The sequence below is a fragment of the Caldivirga sp. genome (assembly GCF_023256255.1).
Lineage (GTDB): Archaea > Thermoproteota > Thermoprotei > Thermoproteales > Thermocladiaceae > Caldivirga.
The window spans coordinates 14,629-32,566 of sequence record NZ_JAGDXD010000039.1; the positions used below are offsets into that span (position 1 = coordinate 14,629).

Sequence of the window (17,938 nt, forward strand, 5' to 3'; positions counted from 1 at the left end):
GTGGAAGGATTTATAAATAATTGAAGGTATGAGTGATTGTGATGATGCGTGGCAGCAACTGAACAGTGAGGAGCCTTGTCTCACGCTGATTATTGAATAAGCAATACTGTTAATTACCTGGAATCATTAAACGGCTATTAACTACGTTAAAGGTTAAGGGATTTATTAAGCCTCTGTTCAATGAGTTGAATTGGGTGTTTAAGTGCAATTGTTAATCATGCTCACTGGAGTATACTAAGTATTTAATGCCATTGAAGGTCACTTCCTTAGTTAAGCTCCTCACAGAATCTAGGATTAATGGGTCTAGTTTATTTCTCTCAAGAACATTCATCACCTGCTCCACTGTCATTGGTTGAACTCTAAGAATGCTTAGTATACTGTTTAATGGGTCACTCTTATCTATGTGGAATTCCCCGCTCTCCATGTAATCTATGATGAATACCTTATCACTATTCACATACCTTGATAGGTTTTTCGCAAACGTGATTAATGCGCCTGATTCAGGTGGCTTAACCCATGACTCAGCTGGGGGTCTTGTTGGTATCATCACGTACACCCTATCTGGCTTATACCTACGTAATGCCTCCCCAATACGCCTAGCCTCATCCTCATTATCATTCACACCCCGTACTAGCATGACTTCGCTCCATATTTGCCCGTGGAAAACTTCACGAAACTTCTCAATGCCTTCAATGAACCTTTCGAAGGTTACTTCCCTATGTGGCCTATTAATAAGCCTAAACACTCTCTCATTACCTGCATCAGTGCTTACCTTCACTACATCTAGGTTACTTAACCAATACCTAACTCTTTCATCAGTCAACTTAGCCCCATTAGTGAGTATTGCCAATGGCTTATCCTGGTTTTCCCTAGCCCACTTTATTAATTCCCCTAAGCCTGCGTAAAGTGTTGGTTCTCCATCACCAATGAACGTTAAGTAATCGTAATCCCTAGACTTAACGGCAGTCTCCATTTCCTTAATTATATCCTCAGGTGGGCTAAACATTCTTAGATCATTAATGAGGTACCTAGTCCTCCCAAGTTGGCAATATATGCAGTTAAAGTTGCAGTACTTAAGTGGAACAACATTAACACCCATTGACCTCCCTAATCTACGTGATGGTACAGGGCCAAAGACGTAGTGAAACACTAGTCCCCACTGAGTTAAACTAATCATCACTATTTAAATGCCTTTAACCAAGCCTAGTGAGCTTAAATTGGCCTGGTCTTCAAGTGTGCTTAAATGAAGCCTGGGATTACTTGAAGCCTGGTTAATGAATCCAAGGTCTCCCTGAACCTACTTATGGCGTGTTCATTATTATAGATCACGACCTCCGCTGGCCTTAACCTACCATTATAATTACTGCTCATTGAATATACGTATGCCCCAGCATTAAGTATTACCAGTAAGTCACCTTCCTTAACCCTCGGCAACTCCCTATTAATAGCCAATTTATCAGTGTTTTCACATATTGGCCCAACAACATCAACAACCTCAGTACCCTCACCTTCATTACATGCAACTATGTGGTGGTATGCGCCATAGAGCATTGGCCTAATTAAAACATTCATGCCAACATCAACACCAACGTATGTCCTACTCCCCTTCCTCTTAACCTCAGTGACCCTAGTTATTAAGTAACCAGCATTACCGACAATGAACCTACCTGGCTCAACCCATAGTTCACCGGGGAAGAGGTTCTTAAGCTTACTTAACCTACTGAGGTCAAGCGGCTTCTCACTGGGCTTATAGGGTATCCCAAAGCCACCGCCCATGTCGAAGTAGTGAATCTTAATACCAACCTTCTCCTCTATTACCTTAGCGTGTTCCCTAAGTAATTCAGCTATCTTCAGGAAGTAGTCAGGGTCAAGCACATTACTACCCATCATTGCGTGTACGCCGAATTCCTCAACACCAAGCGACTTAGCTAGCCCATATGCCTCAACAGCATCATTAAGGAACATGCCGAACTTGCTCTCCTCACCAGCCAACGTAACACCTGGCGTGAACCCCCTCCCATAGCCTAAGTCAACCCTGAAGAAGACTAACCTAGGCTTATAACCTAAAGCCACCGCCCTCTCAAAGGCTCTCCTTGAATCAAAGTTGAAGATCACCCCAGAGTCAATGCCGTACTTAATATCGTCGCTTGACAAGTATGCTCCAGTGTACAGTACTTCACTTGGCTTGAAGCCGGCCTTAAGCGCTAGGAATACTTCACCTGGTGAGGCTGCATCAGCCCCTGAGCCAAGCTTCCTTAGGAATGCTAGTATTGCTAGGTTTGGGTTGGCCTTAATGGAGTAGAGGACCCTGGCTCCTGTGGAATCCTTAATGGACCTGTAATTCTCCTCAATTAAGTTAAGATCATACACTATTAATGGGGTGCCATACCTATTAGCCAGGTCAATGAGGCTTACACCCCTATTTGCTACGCAGGGATCCATGCTTCTAAGTGAGTTAGGGCGTATTTAATTATTAATTAAGCGGGGAATGGGCCTTCACTGCTTTGACATTGAGTTGATTGAGGTAATTTATAAAAGCTCTCCGTTTAGTAACCTCCCATGAGTGTTTCAAGTAAGGTTAAGGAGTTGGCTAATAGTAGGCTTGAGGAGGCTAAGAGGCAGGTGAGCTCTAGGGTTCAGGACGCTAAGGGTAGGATTATTGAGTACATTGAGTCTAAGAGGAGGGAATTACTTAAACTCACTGAACAGTAGTAACCCCTGATTCATGCGCTGGTGAGTTTTTTAAAGGAATGCAGTAAACGCTTGACTCCATGGGTATTGATAAGTCTCTAATTAAGCAGGCTGTTAGGCAGATACTGGTAGCCATAGGTGAGGACCCTGAGAGGGAGGGGTTGAGGAGGACGCCTGATAGGGTTGCTAACATGCTTGAGGAGTTGACTAATGGCCGTGAGGATAACGTTCAGTACACGCTCTTCGAAGGCTCCAGTAACATGGTTATTGTGGCTGGTGTAAGGTTCTCAACACTCTGTGAGCATCACCTACTTCCAATGCTTGGGGTTGCCCACGTAGCCTACATACCTAATGATAAGGTTATTGGGGTGAGTAAGATACCTAGGATTGTGGTTAAGTACTCTAGGATGCTTCAACTACAGGAGAGGTTAACTAGGCAGATAATGAATGAGGTTTCATCAGCGACAGGCTCAACAGACGTCATGGTGCTCACTGAGGCTTACCACACCTGCATGATGATTAGGGGTGTTAGGAGCGCATCCCCCCTGGTTTCAATAGCCTATAAGGGTAAGTTCAGTGATTCATCGTTAAGGTTAGAGTTCCTGGAGTACATTAAACCATTCAGGCTTAATAAGTTCCTCATATGACTAGTTTAAATGATTCATTTCACTCGAGTAAGGTATTTTAATAACTGGCATTGAGTATTAGGCGTATGATTAATGAGTACTTAAAGTTAATGAAACCCCACGTAATATGGCTACTTGTCCTCTCAGCGTTAGTTGGGTACATTGCCGCAGCGGGTCCTTCAGTGAACTCAATTAAGTTAATTGAATTAACGCTAGTGGGTTTCCTATCAACAGGTGGTTCAGCAGCCTTCAACATGTATTATGAGAGGGATATTGATAGCTTAATGACTAGGACGATGAAGCGTCCAATACCCAGCGGCAAAGTAACCCCACTCAATGCGTTAACCTTCTCAATCGCCGTGAGTCTCAGCGGCTTCACGTTATCCTACATTTGGCTTGGACCATGGGTAACCCTAATGATTACCCTAGGCTGGTTCTTCTACGCAGTACTATACACCATAATGCTTAAGAGGAGGACGTGGTTAAACATAGTGATTGGTGGTTTCGCAGGGAATGCAGCCTTACTCTCAGGGTGGCTTATGGCTAAGCCAATTGAATTAGAAGCCATCCTACTATCAATGGTAATATACGTTTGGATCCCAGCCCACATTTGGTCACTGGCCTACTACGCAAGGGATGATTACAGGAGGGTTAATGTACCCATGCTTCCCACCGTGATTGGTGAAAAGGCAAGCGTGAGAATTATATCAATACTTAACTTAGCCTCAATAATCTACATGCTGGCCCTCTACCAATTATACATGGCTAAGCCAATAGGCTACATCCTAGTCATACCAGCCACACTAGCGGGAATAATAGTGACGATCAGGGCCCTTATTAAGCCAAGTAATGAATCCTTCAGGACAATGTTTAAGGCGACAAGCCCAATCCTACTGCTATTCCTATTAGCCGTAATAGTATCTAGAGTTTAAGTATATATTAAGGTTATGGATTTAGAAATTTTAGAAAGCTTTGAAGGGGAAGAGGAAAATGAACTTAATTAGTAGCCCTCAGCGTACTTATCAAGTAACCTAATCCTCTTAGCTGGGTGTGGGTGATCTGAGAATAATTCCTCAATAACTGAAGGCTTATAATTCCTCCAGTACTCTATTAACTCATCAACGTCTGATTCAGGTATCTCCTTCCAATCCTTCGGTAACGGTGAGAAGAAGAGCATGTGGCTTAAGTTAGAGCCGGCATTACGCCTAATAATCTTACCAACCCTTGGATCAACGCTTAAGTATATTTTAGCCAAAGCCCTCTGCAGGTTCCTGGCTGCGCCGGGTATCGTTATCGCTGAGTTAACGTCAGCATATGCCTCCCTCATTCTGTTTAGGGCTAGTAGGAAGAGGTTAAACACGAAGCTTACAGCTAACAGGCCTAGGCCAATCAGCATTATTATGAATGGTGAATCAGAGTTGCGTCCACCACCACCCCACCATGACCCCCATATTCCACTAAACCATAGGCTATAGCCAAGCCAGTATATTAATGCTGGTATTAGGCCTATGAACATTAGGAACTCCACATCCCTATGCCTAAGGTGGCCTAACTCATGGCCTAGGACAGCCTTAATCTCATCCTTATTCAGTATCTTAAGTAATGGTGCAGTTATTGCAACCCTCTTACCGGCTATTGGGCTACCATACGCAAAGGCGTTTGGGAAGGGTGCATCGGCAATGTAAACCTTAGGCGTCTTAATCCCATTAGCCTCAGCAGCCTCATTAACAATGTCAACTAACCAACCGTACTTCGGGTCATCTGGGCTAACCTCCCTCGCGTGGTACATGGCGTTTATTATGTATGGGCCGAAGAGCCACTGTATAATATTTATGAACATTATGAACACCAGTATGCCAGTTATAGTATAGGCTGTGGCGGCAACTGATCCGGTGACTAAGGCTAATACACCTAATGCTATTGCTAAGCCAAGTCCTATTATAACTATGGCTACGCCAGCCATAGACAACCTAAGTTTAACTAACTCCCAATCCATACGCTGCATGTATATTAAGCAGTTAAAAACCTTTCTCACGATAGTTAAGTAAACCATTACTAACCCCATACCTTACGTTTCACCAATGAAAGGAAGCCCCAGTTCTTCAGGGTGGTGAGTCAACGGTCTCACCCTTATCCCTAAAGCTGACTTTAAGGAGATGGACGTGATTCACGAGGCCATGGAATGGTTAATGAACTTAATACTGCACTGTTAAGCGCGGAATAAATATGAGTATGCGGGTTCACCTTGAGGTATGGTGGATTCAATTAAGGGTAAGACAGCCCTAGTTACTGGTGGTTCAAGTAGGATAGGTAAGGTAATATGCAGTTACTTGGCTAGGGAGGGGGTTAACGTCATCATTCACTACAACTCCTCGATGGAGGAGGCGCTAAGGGTTAAGGAGGAGGTTGAGGGCTTAGGTGTGGAGTCATGGGTCATTAAGGCGGATTTATCCAAGCCAAGTGGGGTTGATGAATTGATTAATGAGTCATTTAAGCAGGCTGGTGAGGTTAACTTTCTAATTAATAATGCGTCAGTGTTCCCGAAGATAGGGTTAAGTGACTTAAACATTAATGACCTTAACTGGATTATGCAGGTTAACGCCTGGGCCCCATTAATGCTCACCTTGAAGTTCGCAAGCATGGTTAATGAAGGTAAGGTTGTTAACGTACTGGATTCAGTGATTGATGGGTATAATTTCGAGAGGTACGCCTACTACCTAAGCAAGGTGATGCTGGCAGCCATAACAAGGTCACTTGCCCTGAGGCTTGCCCCAAGGATAATTATCAACGCGGTTGCCCCAGGGGTCATACTGCCTCCTAGAGATGAGGGTAATATAGAGGCTATGATTAACCAAGTCCCCTTAAGGAAACGTGGGCTCCCTGAGGACGTGGGTTACGCGGTTATATTCCTCCTTAAGAGTAGTTACGTAACCGGCCAGGTAATATACGTTGATGGTGGTGACCACCTTAAGCCAAGGGTGGTTTACGGTGAATGAGGGCTTGTTTAAGATAAGCATCAGGGGGCTTAGGGTAGAGACTATAATTGGTGTTAAACCCAGTGAAAGGGCTAAGCCTCAGCAAGTGGTTATTGATGTTGATGCTTGGGCTGACTTAAGTGAGGGGGCAGCTAAGGATTCCATTGAGTGCACTGTGGATTATAAGGTTCTTAAAGATGAGTTAATATCATACGTGAGTAACGTGGATTTCAAGCTCATTGAGACGCTTGCGGATAAGGTGGCTAAGGTTTGCCTACAGGATCATAGGATTAGGATGGTTAGGGTTAAGGTTGAGAAGCCAGGTGCCTTAACAGGCGCCGAGGCAGCCAGTGTTGAGGTTGTTGAGGAGAGGCGTAGTAAATTAGTTGACGTGTACATAGCCGTGGGCTCCAACATTAATCCCAGTGGTAACGTTAAGGAGGCGATTATTAAGTTAAGGAATGAATTCGGTCCACTAAAGGTATCCACTGTATACTTGACTAAACCAATACCAGATAATCAACCACCCTACTACAATTGCGTTGTGTGGGTTAAAACAGCCTTAAGCCCCATCATTATTAAGGAGACCCTAAGGAGTATAGAGGATGAGCTTGGGAGGACTAGGGTAGGTGATAAGTATGCGCCAAGAACCATAGACCTAGATCTAATACTCTACGGTAACCTAATCATTAATGGCAGTGGATTAAGGATACCTGACCCTGAAATAAACTCCAGGCCCTTCCTAACCATACCATTATTTGAATTAAACCCAGACCTAGTTATCCCTGGTTTAAATAAGTCGATTAGGGAAATAATAAAGGGGGTTAATGGTAAAGACATGAAGCCATTACTTGAGTTTACGGAGGAATTAAGGAAATTAGCTGAGGGCTGAGTCTTGCAGAATACTTCTAGCAAACCTCTATAAGTATCCACTTATTATTATAATGTGAAATATTGCGATGCAATAATCATGACTCCTCTTGAAGGGGGCGGAACAGTCAGCATGATTAAAGCTAACTGTTAGGTGCTTAAGTTTTAATTTTAAATGCTGGTGCACTTTTCTAAGTTGAATGATTATTAAGCCATTAAACAATTATGTAGGGATGTATGGGTGCAGCCAAACATGCGTTAACATAGCTAATAGGCTTAAAGGCCTTGTCCTCCGTAAGTATCAAGGAATGTTCGAATTAGTTCTATTATTTGGTTCATTGGTTTATGGTAGGTACACGCCATTAAGCGATATTGATATTGGCGTTGAGTTCACTAATGATGAAGCGTTTAATGCCCTGCCAAGCTTCATCAGTGATGTAGCGCTTGAACTTAATCTTCCTGAGGATAGGATAGACGTTGTTCCGCTCAATGCTGATGATTTACCCATTGGCCTTATGTACGATGCGGTGGTAAGGGGTTTACCGATATATGTTAGGGATTGGGGGAAGTATGTTTATGAGAAGGTTAAGGTCTTTAGCGAGTACGCGGACTTTCAGGTGTTTCTTAGGACCAAAGGCATTAAGGACCTATACCTCAAGTCATTGAGGAGGATTTTATATGAGCAGGATAAGCGACTTAGTAGCCCTCATTAAGCGTAATATTGAAACTGTGGATAACTTAGTTAAGAGCCATGGTGTTGATTATGTTATTAATGATTATGTTCTCTTAAATGCCGTACTGCACATGCTTCAGGTTAGTATTCAATCACTGATTGATATAGGCTCAATAATATTAAGCCAATCCGCATATAAAGTCCCCTCCACCTATTCAGAGATTCCTAAACTCCTCGTTGAGATTGGAGCCTTGGGCAATGATGATGCCGAGTTATTCCGGCGAATGATAAGTTTCAGAAACATTGTGGTTAACCAATACTCCACGGTGTCCCTAGAATTGGTGCGGCGGATGATTAAGGATTCATTACACCTGGATATACTAAGAATTGCTGAAGGGCTATATGAATTTTCTCTGAGTAAAGGAATTGATTATTAATTAGGGAAACCTTAAAACTGAGCGCATGAAGTCGCTACTCAAAGCATAAGGGAGTTTAGGAGACTGATTAAATTACTAAATTAATCAAAGTGATTTATATCTACTGTTGTTGAGACTGCTGAACCCCCATTACCTCAGGGTTAACTGAGGTTACATCGTCCGGTCTCTTGCCAAGCACTACGAAGGATATGAACTTAGCGAGCGGTCTCGTTTCACCTATTACTACGTAGTCGCCGACGTTAACCCTTATGCATGGTGGTAGGTGGGCGTGAATGTTCTTCCTCTTCCTCATGTACCTCTTATACTTGGGTGAATAATGGAGCCACTCATGCTGAATAACCACCTGCCCCATGTAGACGCTTACAACTTTACCCTCAAGTATTGTCCCCCTTACCTTAACGTGGCCGTGCCATGGGCACTTATCATCATTGCACACTGCCTTAGGTGGAAGGAGCCACGGAACCCCAATGTGCCTAACCCTAACCCTCTCACCATTAGGTAACATGATAACCTCCCCCGGCCTGGGTCTTTCCTGGAGTTCAACCACGAGTCTACTGGATTGAGCCATGGGCACCCACCTCACTTAGCCGCTATGTGTAGTGTTGACTTAGAGGCCTTCAAGCCTGGTTCACCATGCTGCACTATCTTAGCGGTTATAGCGAATTCACCTAAGTAGTGCCCAATGTGCCATGGGGATATGGGTACTGGAATGTAGGTTATGCCATTGTAGACGTATACCGTTAAACCAACCATCTCAGGTAATATAATCATGTCTCTACAATGAGTCCTAACGGGTATGTTCTTACCCTTAGCTGCAAATGCCCTAGCCCTCCTAATCTTCTCAAGCAACTGCCTATGGCATGGCCTCAACCCCCTCCTAAGGGTTCGCCTCTGCCTAGCTGGAAGAAGCTTAATGAATTCATTCATAGGCATCTTCATTAAATCATCAAAGGTAAACCCCCTATACCTGAAATTCTTCCACTCCTCCTGGGGGATTGGAGTAGGCATTATCCAGCCTCTCCTACCAGCTTCAGCACTACTCTCCTCCTCAGCACCAGCGGCCGCTGCAGGTGCGGCTGCAGCAGCCTCAGTTGCCTTAGCGGTTGGCTTAGCCTCAACCTTGCCTTCAGGCTTCTTAGACATTACTAACCCAATATAGGCTTACCTTTATAACCTTTACCCAACCTAAATCCTTAATCTTTGATTAAACACACTAGAGCTTCATGAACGTTTATAAGCTAAGGCTTATTAATAGGAGTGCCCCGTAGGTGTGGGTAAGGGTGAGTTGGGGTAACCCCACCCGTGATCCCAGCCCCTCCGGGCGGGGTACATTATTCAAGGTAAGTTAACGCATATTAAAGGGTAAGTGACTTAAGCAAGATGCCCCTCAGGGTTGAGCTTGTTGACTGCAGGAACAGTAACATGAATAAGCTAAGGGGTTTAGTGATTGGGCACACTGAAGGCACAATTAGCCTCCTCACGGAGACTGGGAGAGTGTTGACTATACCGGTTAAGTCGTGTAGGTACTACGTTTGGTTAAACGACTGCGTAGTATTAATGACACCAAGGGGGCTTAAGAAGCTTATTAAGAGGATTAACGCTCAGTAAGTAACCCAGCGTGGAGTAGGCTACAAGTAAGGTTACCTTACTTAACTCGAAGGAGAAGCCCAGTACATCGCCGTTAACGAACCCCAACCTGGAGTGGCTTAGCCTAACCGTAAGCAGGGCCATTAGTACACTTACCAGTGCACTAACAGTAATAGTTATGGATATGGTCCATATGCACCAATGGTAAAGTAACGGTACGGTAACTACAATGACTGCGTACACTAGGGTGGATAATGCTAACCCACCCCTCCCCTTAGCCTCAATTACGAATACTCTCCCTAACCCACCCTCACTTGGCTTGCCCAAGTATGCCGTAATGAACATTACGTAGGCTGCTGAGGCTTCGGTAATGGGTAAGGTAACCAGGGCGTTCTTACCCATTGAAAGCAGTGATGAGTAAACTAGGATAACGTTGATTAAGCCTAGTGTTAACGCGAAGGACCCCCTATGGGGATCCTTAAGTATCCTCACGGCGTCCTCACCCCTTCTGCCGGTTAATAGGGCTTCACCGAAGTCTAGGAAACCATCCATGTGTTGAAACCCATTGATTAAGTAGGTTAAGGCCGTTGCTAATGCCGCCCCAATAGGCTTATTAACCAGTAATGGTGATGCTGATAAGAGTCCCTCGAGTAATCCGATTAAGGGGGCAAGGTAGAAGTACCTGGGTGCATACTCGAAGCTTCCCCCAGCCGGTATTATTGTTAGGAAGGAAACTAACCCCCTAAGCCCCATTAAGGATTCTCTTAATCTCCTCAATAAGCCTCTCCTCATCATTAACCCCCCTTACAGCTATTCTAACGTGTTTGCCTCCAAGCCCCACAAAGCCCTTAGGCATCCTCACCACTATCCCTTTATTGAGTAGGGCTTCGTAAAGCTTACTAGCCTCAATGGGTGCCTCAGCCAGTACGAAGTTGACTGCGGATTCATAAACCCTGAACCCTAATTCAACAAGCCCATTAACCAGAATCCCCCTCAGCCTACTCACCGCCATCCTCGACTCCTCAAGGAATGAGGAGTATTCTCCACTATACTTACCGTAAACCTCCCTAGCAACCTTATCTGCGCAGCTGTTAACGTTCCATGAGGGTAACACAGCCCTCATTAACCCCATTACTTGAGTATTAGGAGTGTAGACGTAGCCTATCCTTAACCCAGGTAGCCCAATCTCCTTAGTTAAGGACCTTACCACAATCAGGTTACTGTACCTGCTGCCAATTAGGCTCATTGATGGGTCCACGGATAAGTTAATGTAGGCCTCATCCACTATTACTAAACCAGCATCATTAACTAGGTTAATTAACTCCCCCCTACTGTGCAGGGTGCCCGTTGGGTTACTTGGATTACTTAGGAGGATGACGTCATCATCCTGCGCCTTAACATCCCCAAGCAGGTAGGATGAGTCACTGTGGGGCATTATGTGGTGGTTAACCTTAAGCCCAATTAACCTGCAGTACTCCTCAAACTCAAGGTCACCGTAGTTTGGTGAGATAATTAGGCACCTTCTCTTACCAAGTAGCCTAGCAACCATTAGTGATGCGTAAAGCCCCTCAGAGGCACCGTTAACCGGAGTGACCTCATCCTCACTCACTCCATTAAACCTAGCCACGGCCCCCCTTAAGTCAGCGTAGGTGTAGTCAGGGTATGTTGAGTACTCGCACTCCTTAATCAACCCAGTAATGAAGCCTGGGGGTGCAAGGGGGTTAATGTTGGAGCTGAAGTCTAATTCACCACGTTTAGCTAACCCACCGTGATACTTCACCACGTGCCTCTCATTACCCTTGAAATATAAACTTACCTAATTACCGCTTGCCCGAGAACGGTCATGAAATTAGTTACAGCCCTGAGAGAGGTTTTTATTCAGTGGTTTTAGGAGAATGCTAATGCAAAGTGATTCCAAGGACCTGCTAGGATCATTACCAACATTATCCAGTTTACTTAGACGTGAACCAGTAAGCATGGAGACTAAGGTGGTTAAGGCTATTAGGGAGAAGGGCGTTAATAATATACTTAAGTCACTTGAATCAAGCCTCAGGGGGCTTGGTGAGGCAACGCTTGACGTGTTAAGTGGTTTATCCGTGGGTAGGCACGTGATGATAATGGGCCCTGTGGGTGTTGGTAAGACAACCCTTGCGGAGGAGATAGCTGGTATACTTGCCTTAGATAATCCACCCTACATTGAGGTGGCTTGCCACAGCCACATGACGGCCACTGAGCTCACTGGGGATATTGACATAGCGGTTGCTCTTCAGGCAGGCCTAGACCACCCTCTAGCCTACATACCAGGCCCCCTGGTCCTCTCCCACGGTAAAGTTCTCATAATGGATGAGATAAATAGGCTTAACCCATATAGTCAAGCATCACTGCTTCAGGTTCTTCAAGAGCACTACGTCTTCATTAGGGGTTTTAGGATTAGGAGTGACTTCCTAATGATAGCTACATCAAACCCAGCTGAGTACTCTGGGGTGTATGAGCTTAGTGAGGCGTTGGCGGATAGGATGAAGGTTGTTGAGATTCAGTACCCTGATAAGGAACTGCTTAAGGCTATATTGGAGTGGAAGGCTAACTTAACCTTAAGCCACATTGGGGTTAAGACACCAAGCATGCTTACTGAGGTTTTAACAAACTTCATAACCTTAATGAACCAGGACGGTATAATTGAAGTCTCACCAAGCATAAGGGCTTCAATATACGCCCTAGCCAACACTATGGCTAAGGCATGGATAGAGAGGAGGGAGCCGGCATTAAGTGACCTTAAGAAGGAGGTATTAGCCAACATGGCTCACGTAGTTAGGGGAAGCTTCTCAAGCGAGGGGGAGAAGAGGGATTACATAGCGAGGAAGTTCGATGAGGCAGTAACCATAACCACGAGGACAATGAGGAGGTGAAGATCCCCTGAAGCATTCCTCACCATCCTCAGCCGCATTTGAAGCCGAGTGCTAGTTCTTAGTTACCTGCGTCATGGAGCTTCATTAGGTTAACTGCCGTAAGCCTTAACTAGGCTTCCACGCAGTCTAGGGTTAATGCACTAAGTAACCAATATTGAAACCTATGGCATGTGGCATTAGAGTTAGTGTTATTAATAGTGCTTAGTTTAGCTGAACGATGCAGGGTACTTCCATAAGTAAAGCCTTAGTCACGCCTGGTGAGGAGTTGGGTGTTGAGGAGGAGTATCTCCCCGGTGATAATGCTTACGTTGATTCAGGTTACGTTAAGTCAATGGTTCTTGGAATTGCTGAATGGGATAGGCTTAACCATGTGGTTAACGTTAAGCCACTTAAACTAAGCCTAATTAGACCTGGGCAGATAGTGTACGGTAAGGTCTACTACTTCCCAAACGATAAGGTCGCCATGGTTAGGATCTTCGCTGTTCAACAGCAGGATGGGGTCAGGAGGATTCAGGCTGAGACAGGGATACTTTACGTAACCTACGCCTCGGAGGAGAGGTTAGGCACAATATACGATGCCGTGGGTTTAGGGGACTTAGTTAAGGCGAGGGTTTTATCAAGTAAACCCCCATACCACATAAGTCTAAGAGGCCCATTACTTGGGGTTGTTGAAACCAAATGCCCCCAGTGTAGAGCAGTCATAGTGCCCTCATCAACAACCAGTAAGATAACCTGCCCAGTCTGCGGCTTCGTCTTTAGAAGGAAGGCGGCGCCATCATGAACCAGTCCATTGCCCTACTTCAATGGGCATCGTTACTGAGGCACTAATGCTTAATAATCAATAGGGTGTGGAGTAGGTGATGTGGGTTGTAAGGAATCCCTACATTGGACCTAGGGTGAGGGGTGTTAAGGCTAGGTTGATTTCAATGGATCAATTAAGGAACATGGTGTTCTCAACCAGTGTTGATGATTTTCTATCCCTCCTTGCCCAAACATCCTACAGGGAGGTTGCCGATAAGATAACGAGGGATACACCACCTGAAGTAGCCTCCGAGTTAATACAGGGATTGGTGGTTAATGAACTATGGAGTATGGTGTCCACAATGCCCACCGGCATTAGGGATGCCTTGAGGATTTATTTACTTAAGTATGAGATAGATAACATTAAGGCCATAGTTAGGTTAATGCTGTCCGGCCAATTCAGCCGTGAGAAGGCTGAGAAGATTATTAAGTGGTATTTCGAGGATGCAATGGGCCGGAGATTCATAGTGGTGGATTTACTGAATGCAAGTAATGTGGATGAGTTGGCCAGTCGTTTAGCCGCCTTGAGGCATCAGTCTTATGAGTATCTACTTAAGGCGATAGACATGGCTAGGAACAATCCAGGCTTTGATGAGGTTATCTTTGAAACAATGCTGGATAGGTCCTGGCTTGAGCCCCTCCTAAAGGCTGTTGAGCCAATGCCGCAGGTATCCGACTTCATGGTTGACTTCTTCAACATTAACATTGCCTTAAGGAGTAAGCTCTGGAACCTACCTGTACAAGTGAGTAGATCCTTAATGATACCGAGTGGTATTGGGGTTGAATTGGAGAAGAGGCTTCAGGAGGATGCGCCAAGGATACTTGAGTACCTTGCCGGTGACCCAATAGTATCACGCATATTGTCAAGTGGGTTCAATGAATTAAGCGACGTGGTTAGGTACCTTCACGTGTCTTACTTCACAGCCTACAGGAGGTTCGCCTCATCAGTGTTCAACATGGGCACCGAGTTCTCCCCAGCCTCAGCGTTAGCCATGGTTCACTTAAGGGACCTTGAGGCTCAAGTGCTGTCATCAATATATAACGTCGTGTGGAGTAATGCCCCAAGGGGCATTAGGGAAAGGATGTACCTACTGCTGATTTCGTAGAGTAAAGTTTTTAAGCGTTATTATTTTATGGATAACGCATGGCATCCAATTCCATACTAGCCACGGCTGTTGTGGTTGCTTTAATAGTGGGTGTGGTTGCTGGTTACGGAGTTGCCTCAACCCATGTAAGTAAGGTAACCAGTGTAACAACGTTGATCTCAACAACAACAGTTACAACTACAACTACTTCACCAGTTACCGTTACGGTAACGTACGCTCCATCGCCTACTCAACCATTCATAGTTGGCGCCGCAGGTACATTAAAGTTCGCCTTCACTGATTTGCTAAACATAATGAAGAGCATGTACCCTAACTTGAACATAGGTCAACCATACTTCAAGGGTAGTGGTGATGTGGCTCAGTATGAGCTTCGCACCAATCAACTCAGCATAATGGCTTCAGCAGACACAACAACCATACCGTCAGTGCTCTTCACGCATAACTACACTGATTACGAGATAGCCTTCGGTGTAACGCAAATGGTGATAATAGTTGACTTAAACACAACAGCTGGACAGGAGGTTTATAGGCTTTGGCAGGAGGCGCAAAGTTACCCACCCTTATCTGCCCAGTGGAATAACACCTGGAGGGAAATATTCACCATAATAGCGCTCAACTCAAGCACAGTAGTGGGTGTCTCAAACCCATTCACTGATCCATCTGGTTACCAGGCCCAGTGCATGATTAAGTTGGCTGGTTTAACATTCTTCAACAACGCCTCATACCTATACAACGCAATTTACGGTAACCCAAGCAAGTACTTCATGAGGAATACTGAGGTTGATTTATTCACGCTAATGGATGCTGGGCAGATTCAATTCATACTATCAGCCTACAAGAGTAATGCAATACCGCAAACCAAGGAGTATAAGGGAACAGCCTACATAACTTTACCCTTCATGATTAATCTAGGTAACTTAAGCTACGTACCCTATTACCACCAGGTTAACGTAACTTGGACTGAGGTCGGCGTCACTAAAACTTTCATATGTAATCCAGTGGTCTACACAATAACAATACCTAATAATGCCCCCAACCCAACGGCAGCATTATACTTCCTAACCCTACTCTACAGCCCAATAGGCCAGAAGATACTTATGGAGAATGGTATTCAACCAATAGTGCCAGGGATAGTGTACGGCAATTACAGTAATGTACCAGCTCCCTTAAGGCCATTCACAGCGCCTGTCAGTCAATACCCACAATATGCCCCAATATTCCCCTAAGCCTAAAATTTACTTTAAACCCTTTTTAAACTCCCTCTTTTAGGTGTCTTTAACATGGTTTACGTAGGTGGGCTTCCCCTTAAAGTGGCTTTGGCGGTTTCATTACTCATACTAGTGATACTGATAATTTACCCACTACTATTAATTATAGCATTAGGGTCAACGCAGCTTACCTCAGCCTTATCCATGGGCAGCTTCATAGAATCCATTGAGGTCACGGTCATTATGTCGACGCTATCAGCCCTAGTGGCAATAGTAATGGGCACCCCCCTAGCCTACCTACTGGCTAGGTATGAGTTCCACTTTAAGCAGTTGCTTGACTCAATAATAGACATACCAATAATGATACCTCACGTGATAGTTGGGATAATGATAGTTCTGGCCTTCGCATCAAAGTACAATGTACTATTTAATTCACTCAACGCAGTCATACTGCATTTAAGGGTCTTTAACTCAAACCTACTTCACTATGGGATCCTACACTTCTTCCTCACACCAGTGGTTAACGCGTTAATATACGCCTTATCAGCAATAGTGGGTATTAAATTCATAAATACGCTTTGGGGTGCTGTTGCGGCTGTTGCGTTCCTATCATCAACATACTACATTAGGGTTACTGAGGCAGCAATAGTAATGGTTAATCCCGAAATGGAGATAGTTGCCAGGACTCTTGGTGCAAGTCCAAGTAGGGTTTTCACGTCAATAACGTTACCTAAGGTGTGGAGGGCTATGGCTAATGGCGCATTACTATCATGGGCGCGTTCAGTGTCTGAGGCTGGCGCATTATTCATAATAGCGTACAGCGTGTACTTCAACGGTAATTACGTTTACCCGGCCTCAGTCTACATTTACGAGAGTTACGTTGGAATTGGGTTAAGTGACGCGGTTAAGTACTCAGCTGCATTACTCGTGGTTGTGCTACTAATATTCATAGTCTATAGGGTTGTTTTAAGCCTTAGGAGGGGTGGTTAAGTGGAGGCTACCCTTAAACTGATTAATGTTGAATTAAGGCTTGGTTCCTTTAAACTAGGCCCAATAACAACCTCAGTAAGTGGCGGAACATACAACGTTGTGATGGGGCCCACAGGCAGCGGTAAGTCGACGTTAATTAAAGTGATAGCGGGAGCCTATAGGCCCACCTCAGGTTCAGTAATCATTAATGGAGAGGACGTTACAGGTAAGCCCCCTGAATTAAGGGGAATAGCCTATGTTCCCCAGGGTTACGCCCTCTTCGACCACATGACTGTTTACGAGAACATTGAGTATGGTCTCAAGGTCAGGGGGGTGCCTAGGGGGATTAGGGCTAGTGAGGTGCGTAGGATTGCTGAGGACTTAGGTATACTTAACCTACTTAACCGGAGGGTTAATGGGTTAAGCGGTGGAGAGAGCCAGAAGGTTGCCTTAGCTAGGGCTCTTGTCATTAAGCCAAAGGTCCTACTGCTTGATGAACCAATGTCAATGATGGACGTCAGCACCAGGGAAAGCCTAATACCCCTCTTAAGGAGTATACCAACCAAGTACAATACCGTGGTGGTGCACGTGACTCATGATAGGAATGAAGCCTACGCCCTAGCCGATAAAATACTAGTGCTTAATAATGGGCAGTTAGTTGAGGAGAATGAGCCTGAGGTAATATTCACGAGACCTAGGAGCATCTTCACTGCACAGTTCGTGGGCTTCAGTAATATAATACCCGCAGTAGCCGTTAAGACACCTGAGGGCTCAATGGTACACATTGGTAGCCACGTCTTACGTTCAACAGAGAAGGTTGAGGGTAGGGTCTACGCCTGCATTAGGCCGGAGTGGTTTAAGGAGGGTAATGGGGATGATGGTAACGTTATCAGGGGTACAGTGGTTGAGGTTGAGAGGGCTAGTATGGGTTTCAGGGTTACTATTAACGCAGATGGAGTGCTCTTCACGGCTATCACCCAATCGAAGCCAGGTAAGGGGGAGTTAGTGAACTTAACCATACCACCCAACCTAGTTCACTTAATACCAGCCGCTGAGTGATACTGCTTTAATAGGGATTAGGCAGGAGCA

21 protein-coding genes are annotated in these 17,938 nt (G+C 45.0%); 14 read left to right on the forward strand and 7 right to left on the reverse strand.

Features of this window, described 5'->3' with window-relative positions; translation table 11 throughout:
- Positions 1–211: 211 nt before the first annotated feature.
- Together Q0C29_RS06150 and lysA are read right to left on the reverse strand one after the other, a co-directional pair.
- Positions 212–1,177, reverse strand: coding sequence for a radical SAM protein (locus tag Q0C29_RS06150; RefSeq protein ID WP_291999781.1), 966 nt, complete (start codon positions 1,175–1,177; stop codon positions 212–214).
- Between the two features lie 62 nt (positions 1,178–1,239).
- On the reverse strand, positions 1,240–2,442 hold the full coding sequence (lysA, locus tag Q0C29_RS06155; RefSeq protein ID WP_291999782.1) for a diaminopimelate decarboxylase: 1,203 nt from the start codon (positions 2,440–2,442) through the stop codon (positions 1,240–1,242).
- A 117-nt stretch (positions 2,443–2,559) separates the two neighbouring features.
- On the opposite strand from lysA, the gene Q0C29_RS06160 reads away from it, so the two are divergent.
- The 3 genes from Q0C29_RS06160 (at position 2,560) to cyoE (ending at position 4,249) form a co-directional block, all read left to right on the forward strand.
- Complete coding sequence (locus Q0C29_RS06160; protein ID WP_291999783.1) at positions 2,560–2,712, forward strand: hypothetical protein; 153 nt, start codon at positions 2,560–2,562, stop codon at positions 2,710–2,712.
- A 59-nt stretch (positions 2,713–2,771) separates the two neighbouring features.
- Complete coding sequence (folE, locus tag Q0C29_RS06165; RefSeq protein WP_291999784.1) at positions 2,772–3,338, forward strand: GTP cyclohydrolase I; 567 nt, start codon at positions 2,772–2,774, stop codon at positions 3,336–3,338.
- A gap of 68 nt (positions 3,339–3,406) precedes the next feature.
- Positions 3,407–4,249 carry a heme o synthase gene (cyoE, locus tag Q0C29_RS06170; protein WP_291999813.1) on the forward strand — a complete coding sequence of 281 codons (843 nt, stop codon included), beginning with the start codon at positions 3,407–3,409 and terminating at the stop codon, positions 4,247–4,249.
- A gap of 68 nt (positions 4,250–4,317) precedes the next feature.
- Here the strand turns inward: cyoE and htpX are convergent, their stop codons facing one another.
- On the reverse strand, positions 4,318–5,313 hold the full coding sequence (htpX, locus tag Q0C29_RS06175; RefSeq protein ID WP_291999785.1) for a zinc metalloprotease HtpX: 996 nt from the start codon (positions 5,311–5,313) through the stop codon (positions 4,318–4,320).
- A gap of 256 nt (positions 5,314–5,569) precedes the next feature.
- Here htpX and Q0C29_RS06180 point away from each other — a divergent pair, with 256 nt between their 5' ends.
- The 4 genes from Q0C29_RS06180 to Q0C29_RS06195 all read left to right on the forward strand — a co-directional run bounded on the left by Q0C29_RS06180 (position 5,570) and on the right by Q0C29_RS06195 (position 8,272).
- A complete protein-coding gene (locus tag Q0C29_RS06180; RefSeq protein WP_291999786.1) occupies positions 5,570–6,313 on the forward strand; it encodes an SDR family oxidoreductase in 744 nt (247 codons plus the stop codon).
- Entirely contained in the window at positions 6,306–7,184 is an 879-nt protein-coding gene (gene folK, locus Q0C29_RS06185) for a 2-amino-4-hydroxy-6-hydroxymethyldihydropteridine diphosphokinase (protein ID WP_291999787.1), read from the forward strand. Before Q0C29_RS06180 ends, folK begins: the two co-directional genes overlap by 8 nt.
- 211 nt (positions 7,185–7,395) lie before the next feature.
- The gene (locus Q0C29_RS06190; RefSeq protein WP_291999788.1) at positions 7,396–7,875 is read left to right on the forward strand and encodes a nucleotidyltransferase domain-containing protein; all 480 of its coding nucleotides are present in this window, start codon (positions 7,396–7,398) and stop codon (positions 7,873–7,875) included.
- Positions 7,841–8,272: a HepT-like ribonuclease domain-containing protein gene (locus tag Q0C29_RS06195; protein ID WP_291999789.1), complete on the forward strand. Its 432-nt coding sequence runs from the start codon at positions 7,841–7,843 to the stop codon at positions 8,270–8,272. The genes Q0C29_RS06190 and Q0C29_RS06195 overlap by 35 nt, the downstream gene beginning before the upstream one ends.
- Positions 8,273–8,372: 100 nt before the next feature.
- On the opposite strand, the gene Q0C29_RS06200 is transcribed toward Q0C29_RS06195, so the two are convergent.
- Entirely contained in the window at positions 8,373–8,840 is a 468-nt protein-coding gene (locus tag Q0C29_RS06200) for a 30S ribosomal protein S17 (protein ID WP_291999790.1), read from the reverse strand.
- A gap of 11 nt (positions 8,841–8,851) precedes the next feature.
- Complete coding sequence (locus Q0C29_RS06205) at positions 8,852–9,280, reverse strand: 30S ribosomal protein S19 (RefSeq protein ID WP_291999814.1); 429 nt, start codon at positions 9,278–9,280, stop codon at positions 8,852–8,854.
- Between the two features lie 372 nt (positions 9,281–9,652).
- On the opposite strand from Q0C29_RS06205, the gene Q0C29_RS06210 reads away from it, so the two are divergent.
- The gene (locus tag Q0C29_RS06210) at positions 9,653–9,880 is read left to right on the forward strand and encodes a ribonuclease P protein subunit (RefSeq protein WP_291999791.1); all 228 of its coding nucleotides are present in this window, start codon (positions 9,653–9,655) and stop codon (positions 9,878–9,880) included.
- On the opposite strand, the gene cobS is transcribed toward Q0C29_RS06210, so the two are convergent.
- Both cobS and Q0C29_RS06220 read right to left on the reverse strand, forming a co-directional pair.
- Complete coding sequence (gene cobS, locus Q0C29_RS06215) at positions 9,827–10,636, reverse strand: adenosylcobinamide-GDP ribazoletransferase (protein ID WP_291999792.1); 810 nt, start codon at positions 10,634–10,636, stop codon at positions 9,827–9,829. The genes Q0C29_RS06210 and cobS overlap by 54 nt on opposite strands.
- Positions 10,602–11,639 (reverse strand): aminotransferase class I/II-fold pyridoxal phosphate-dependent enzyme, encoded by a 1,038-nt coding sequence (locus Q0C29_RS06220; protein WP_291999793.1) that lies wholly within the window; start codon positions 11,637–11,639, stop codon positions 10,602–10,604. Before Q0C29_RS06220 ends, cobS begins: the two co-directional genes overlap by 35 nt.
- 121 nt (positions 11,640–11,760) lie before the next feature.
- Here Q0C29_RS06220 and Q0C29_RS06225 point away from each other — a divergent pair, with 121 nt between their 5' ends.
- From Q0C29_RS06225 to Q0C29_RS06250, 6 genes are all read left to right on the forward strand, one after another.
- Positions 11,761–12,765 (forward strand): MoxR family ATPase, encoded by a 1,005-nt coding sequence (locus Q0C29_RS06225; RefSeq protein WP_291999794.1) that lies wholly within the window; start codon positions 11,761–11,763, stop codon positions 12,763–12,765.
- Between the two features lie 217 nt (positions 12,766–12,982).
- Entirely contained in the window at positions 12,983–13,546 is a 564-nt protein-coding gene (locus tag Q0C29_RS06230; RefSeq protein WP_291999795.1) for an exosome complex RNA-binding protein Csl4, read from the forward strand.
- Positions 13,547–13,625: 79 nt separating this feature from the next.
- Complete coding sequence (locus tag Q0C29_RS06235) at positions 13,626–14,672, forward strand: V-type ATPase subunit (RefSeq protein ID WP_291999796.1); 1,047 nt, start codon at positions 13,626–13,628, stop codon at positions 14,670–14,672.
- Between the two features lie 38 nt (positions 14,673–14,710).
- The gene (locus tag Q0C29_RS06240) at positions 14,711–15,898 is read left to right on the forward strand and encodes a substrate-binding domain-containing protein (RefSeq protein WP_291999797.1); all 1,188 of its coding nucleotides are present in this window, start codon (positions 14,711–14,713) and stop codon (positions 15,896–15,898) included.
- Between the two features lie 54 nt (positions 15,899–15,952).
- A complete protein-coding gene (locus Q0C29_RS06245) occupies positions 15,953–16,870 on the forward strand; it encodes an ABC transporter permease (protein WP_291999798.1) in 918 nt (305 codons plus the stop codon).
- The gene (locus Q0C29_RS06250; protein WP_291999799.1) at positions 16,871–17,908 is read left to right on the forward strand and encodes an ABC transporter ATP-binding protein; all 1,038 of its coding nucleotides are present in this window, start codon (positions 16,871–16,873) and stop codon (positions 17,906–17,908) included. It begins immediately after the preceding gene.
- Positions 17,909–17,938: the final 30 nt, after the last annotated feature.

What these genes read in the sequence shown, in the direction of transcription:
- Q0C29_RS06150 (WP_291999781.1), bottom strand. Translation starts at nt 1,177, where the DNA reads ATGATTAGTTTAACTCAGTGGGGACTAGTGTTTCACTACGTCTTTGGC.
- lysA (WP_291999782.1), bottom strand. Translation starts at nt 2,442, where the DNA reads ATGGATCCCTGCGTAGCAAATAGGGGTGTAAGCCTCATTGACCTGGCT.
- Q0C29_RS06160 (WP_291999783.1), top strand. Translation starts at nt 2,560, where the DNA reads ATGAGTGTTTCAAGTAAGGTTAAGGAGTTGGCTAATAGTAGGCTTGAG.
- folE (WP_291999784.1), top strand. Translation starts at nt 2,772, where the DNA reads ATGGGTATTGATAAGTCTCTAATTAAGCAGGCTGTTAGGCAGATACTG.
- htpX (WP_291999785.1), bottom strand. Translation starts at nt 5,313, where the DNA reads ATGGATTGGGAGTTAGTTAAACTTAGGTTGTCTATGGCTGGCGTAGCC.
- Q0C29_RS06180 (WP_291999786.1), top strand. Translation starts at nt 5,570, where the DNA reads ATGGTGGATTCAATTAAGGGTAAGACAGCCCTAGTTACTGGTGGTTCA.
- Q0C29_RS06190 (WP_291999788.1), top strand. Translation starts at nt 7,396, where the DNA reads ATGTATGGGTGCAGCCAAACATGCGTTAACATAGCTAATAGGCTTAAA.
- Q0C29_RS06195 (WP_291999789.1), top strand. Translation starts at nt 7,841, where the DNA reads ATGAGCAGGATAAGCGACTTAGTAGCCCTCATTAAGCGTAATATTGAA.
- Q0C29_RS06200 (WP_291999790.1), bottom strand. Translation starts at nt 8,840, where the DNA reads ATGGCTCAATCCAGTAGACTCGTGGTTGAACTCCAGGAAAGACCCAGG.
- Q0C29_RS06205 (WP_291999814.1), bottom strand. Translation starts at nt 9,280, where the DNA reads ATGCCTACTCCAATCCCCCAGGAGGAGTGGAAGAATTTCAGGTATAGG.
- Q0C29_RS06210 (WP_291999791.1), top strand. Translation starts at nt 9,653, where the DNA reads ATGCCCCTCAGGGTTGAGCTTGTTGACTGCAGGAACAGTAACATGAAT.
- Q0C29_RS06225 (WP_291999794.1), top strand. Translation starts at nt 11,761, where the DNA reads ATGCAAAGTGATTCCAAGGACCTGCTAGGATCATTACCAACATTATCC.
- Q0C29_RS06230 (WP_291999795.1), top strand. Translation starts at nt 12,983, where the DNA reads ATGCAGGGTACTTCCATAAGTAAAGCCTTAGTCACGCCTGGTGAGGAG.
- Q0C29_RS06235 (WP_291999796.1), top strand. Translation starts at nt 13,626, where the DNA reads ATGTGGGTTGTAAGGAATCCCTACATTGGACCTAGGGTGAGGGGTGTT.
- Q0C29_RS06240 (WP_291999797.1), top strand. Translation starts at nt 14,711, where the DNA reads ATGGCATCCAATTCCATACTAGCCACGGCTGTTGTGGTTGCTTTAATA.
- Q0C29_RS06245 (WP_291999798.1), top strand. Translation starts at nt 15,953, where the DNA reads ATGGTTTACGTAGGTGGGCTTCCCCTTAAAGTGGCTTTGGCGGTTTCA.